General features: G+C 62.2%; 3 protein-coding genes. All 3 read right to left on the reverse strand.

Annotated elements, in window-relative coordinates:
• Positions 1–96: 96 nt before the first annotated feature.
• Entirely contained in the window at positions 97–936 is an 840-nt protein-coding gene (gene ampE, locus HT737_RS24185; RefSeq protein WP_182404152.1) for a regulatory signaling modulator protein AmpE, read from the reverse strand.
• Entirely contained in the window at positions 933–1,493 is a 561-nt protein-coding gene (ampD, locus tag HT737_RS24190; RefSeq protein ID WP_047291187.1) for a 1,6-anhydro-N-acetylmuramyl-L-alanine amidase AmpD, read from the reverse strand. Before ampD ends, ampE begins: the two co-directional genes overlap by 4 nt.
• Before the next feature lie 64 nt (positions 1,494–1,557).
• The coding region (locus HT737_RS24195) for a DUF1631 domain-containing protein (protein ID WP_182404153.1) at positions 1,558–3,441 on the reverse strand (1,884 nt) is incomplete at its 5' end.

Raw genomic sequence — 3,441 nt, forward strand, 5'->3', positions numbered from 1 at the left:
CGATGGGCTGCGCAGCAGCCCCATTAAGATATTGGGGCCGCTGCGCGCCCCATCGGGGATAAATCCCCTCACCACAATGAATCTCACGGGCGAGTATCAGTGAATCAAGACTGTCCACAAGGCAAACCCGGCATACCACAGCACTGCCGCGCGCAGCAGCAGTTCCCACAGGCAATCGAGGGTGTTGATGCCTTCAGGGCCGACCACCGGCGGCGGGATCTCGCCTGCTGCCAGACCGACCTTGTTGATCAGATGCGCGGCGCTGATGTTCCAGTTCAACAGCTCGTGCAACATCACCCGGCTGACCGCGACGAAGTTGCCAACCAGTGCAAGGCTGGCAGCCAGCAGGCGCACCGGCAACCAGTCAAAGGCGTGACGTAACTGGGCGGCACGTTCGGCGAGCGCCGGGTTCTGGCTGTTTTCTTCCGCCAATGCCAGCAAGCGATAAGCCAGCGCCGCCACAGGACCGAGCACGAAGTACCAGAAAATCACCGCGAAGAAGCTCTGATAGGCCTCCCATAACAGATGCCCCTGGACCCTATCCAGCAACTGCTCGCCGCTGTCGGCGCAGATGTCCAGATCACGCTTGGCCACATGCGCGGCCGCTTGCAGGTCTTCACGCCGCCAGGCGTCACGGAACGGCCCGAGTCCTCCGAGCAGATCACCGCGCCCCAGCGCATAAATCACCACCAGCAAATGCACCGGCAGCGCCAGCAAGCCGTAAGCGACGGGTTCCAGTACCACCAGCAACAAGGCAAGCAGCGCCACCGGCAGCAACACCAGAATGGTCAGCACCAGCCACGGTCGATTCGACAATCGTGGGCTGCTTTCGAGTTTGTGCAGCTCGCGGATCCATCCGCCATCGCGTTGAACCCGATGGCGCAAGGCCGAGAACTTCTCGATCCAGACCGCCAGCAGTAACACCAGAAAACTCATTGTCCTTCCTCTTGTGCCAGGGCTGCGCGGTAACGCGCCCAGTCGAATGCCGGGCCAGGATCGGTCTTGCGCCCGGGTGCGATGTCGCTGTGCCCGCAGATACGGGCGCCGGTGATGGCCGGAAATGCGGTTTGCAGCTGACGCGTCAGCGTGATCAGCGCCTGATACTGCGCATCGGTAAAGGGCAGATCATCGGTGCCTTCGAGCTCGATGCCCACGGAAAAATCGTTACAGGTTTCCCGGCCTTCGAACTTCGACACGCCCGCATGCCACGCCCGCTCCAGACAGGAGACAAACTGGGTGACGCTGCCGTCACGTTCGATCAGAAAATGCGCCGAGACGCGCAAGTCGGCAATCCCAGCAAAATAGGGATGCTCGGTGACATCCAGACGGTTCTGGAAAAATTCCTGCACCTTGCCGGTGGCGAACTGCGCCGGCGGCAGGCTGATGTTGTGGATCACCAACAGGGAGATTTCGCCCGCAGGGCGTTCATTGAAGTTGGGCGATGGGCAGACCTGCACCCCGTGACACCACCCGCTAGCGGGATCCAACTGCATACCGATTCCTTCAACGCCGACTGTGTTGGCGCCCAGTATGCCGTGATCGGCCCCCGGCGCGCGATCACTTGCCGCGATTGAGGCGCCGCAGATTGCCGAGCACCGACTCCAGCGCCCGATCAAACAGCAAGGTGTCATCCAGCGCCCGCACCGCGCCCCGGCGGAATTCAAGGGCCAGGTCGATGCGGCTGCGCTCCAGCACTTTCATCCCGGTACGATCGACAAACACGTATTTGCCGGTGGCTTCGATGACCGCCGCGAGCTTGCAGCGCAGGCTGTGCTCGTCGTCTTCCTGGAAGGCGACCCAACTGCCCAGACGCAGTTGCTCCACCTGACGCAGGCCGGGATCGTCATGCGCCAGGCCGCTGGCATTCAGCCCGACCGCGCCCTCATCGGCGCTGCGCAGGGTAATGTGCTGCGACACTTCAACCAGCGCCGGCGCATCGGTTGACGGCTCGGTTGAGGGCTCAAGCACCCGCACATGCAGCGCTTCCAGCTCGCTGAAAAATTCGCTGGTGGCGAACGGATCGAACGCCGAACTGCTCAGGCCATCACGCAATGATTTGAGCAAACCGGGCACCAGCGCCAGCAATCGCAGACCGGCGTCCGCCTCGTCATGACGCTGCACGCTCCAGATCAATTGTTCCATGGTCTGGACATCGGCCTGCCATTCAGCCGACTGGTCGCCATGCTTGAGGCACGTCAGCAGCAGTACTTTGCTCCACGCATCACGCACGAACATTACCACCGAAGGCGGCAGGACTTTCCCCAGCAGCGCCAGATTCAACACCTGCTCGACCCGCTGCCGGGCCAACTCGGTTTTCGCTCGCCCCTCCTCGGCATCGCGCAAACGCTGCTCAAGCAATTCGCTGCGCCGCCGCTCATCGCTGGTGAAGGCGAGGAAGTCTGCGAGCAATTCGGAGAAGATCGCCGGGTCGTCAACGAACTCGGTGAGCAGGCGCTGCACCACTTGTTCGATGCGCAGATACAGGCTGTCACGCGCCTCGCCGCTGCAATCGCCCCAGCCCATGGCGGCATCGGCGATTTCATTGAGCAGGCGTCGCGCCGGGTGGCTGCCGCGGCTGAAGAAGCTTTTGTCGAGCACCGCCACTTTGAGCATCGGAATCTGCAAACGGGCGATCAACGCCTTGAGCGAATCCGGCAGGTTAGGGTCTTCGAGAATGCAGTCGAAGACCATCGCGATCAGGTTGATCACGTCTTCATCCGCACCGTCGACGATGCGCGATTTGCCGCTCCTGACGCTGACCCGCGTCAGCAACTGTTCGAGCTGGTTGCGCAGGTCGAAGTCATCCTGCGCCGCCAGCGCCGGTACGTATTGCTGAAGATGCGAGAGCAGGCGCAGCAGATCGCGGGTACTGATCGGTTGCGTCGCGACGCTCGGCTCCAGGGTCGGCGCGACGCTGCCGCGCACGTGCAGGAGCAACTCCTGCAACGCGGCGAAAACTTCCTGTACGCCTTCGTCGGCGGGAGCCGGCTCGTCGCTTTCTTCGCTGCTGATGCTCGCTGCCGCACGCTCGACCGCGCGACGCGCAGGTGCCGGTTTCAACTCGGGCAGCACGCCAGTGGCGACCAGCAATTGATTGGCTTCGGCGTACAACGGCTCGGTGTCGGCCAGCACGTAGCGTTCGAACAGTTTGAGCAAGATCAGCTTGACCTTGATCTCCACCCCCAGGTTGCGCCCGGCTTGCAGAAAAAACTCGCAGAGCATCGTCGGCCCGAGCGGGTTGTGCTGGTTGTCGAAATTCTTGCCCAGCAACACGTTGAGCCGCGCAGTCAGTTGATCGAGGGCAAAGCCGTCACGCTTGAGCACCCGACCGACCATGGTCTCGACCGCTACATTGCGCTCCATGTCGTCGGTCCGCGGTGCCGACTCTTCGAACATCAACGAATCGGGCAACGTGTGCTGAACGGGGTCGTACTGGATGAG

Source organism: Pseudomonas sp. MD195_PC81_125, assembly GCF_014060985.1.
GTDB classification, from domain to species: domain Bacteria; phylum Pseudomonadota; class Gammaproteobacteria; order Pseudomonadales; family Pseudomonadaceae; genus Aquipseudomonas; species Aquipseudomonas parakoreensis.

Bases quoted from the DNA above. Each gene is read 5' to 3' on its own strand.
- ampE (WP_182404152.1), bottom strand. From the start codon at position 936: ATGAGTTTTCTGGTGTTACTGCTGGCGGTCTGGATCGAGAAGTTCTCG.
- ampD (WP_047291187.1), bottom strand. From the start codon at position 1,493: ATGCAGTTGGATCCCGCTAGCGGGTGGTGTCACGGGGTGCAGGTCTGC.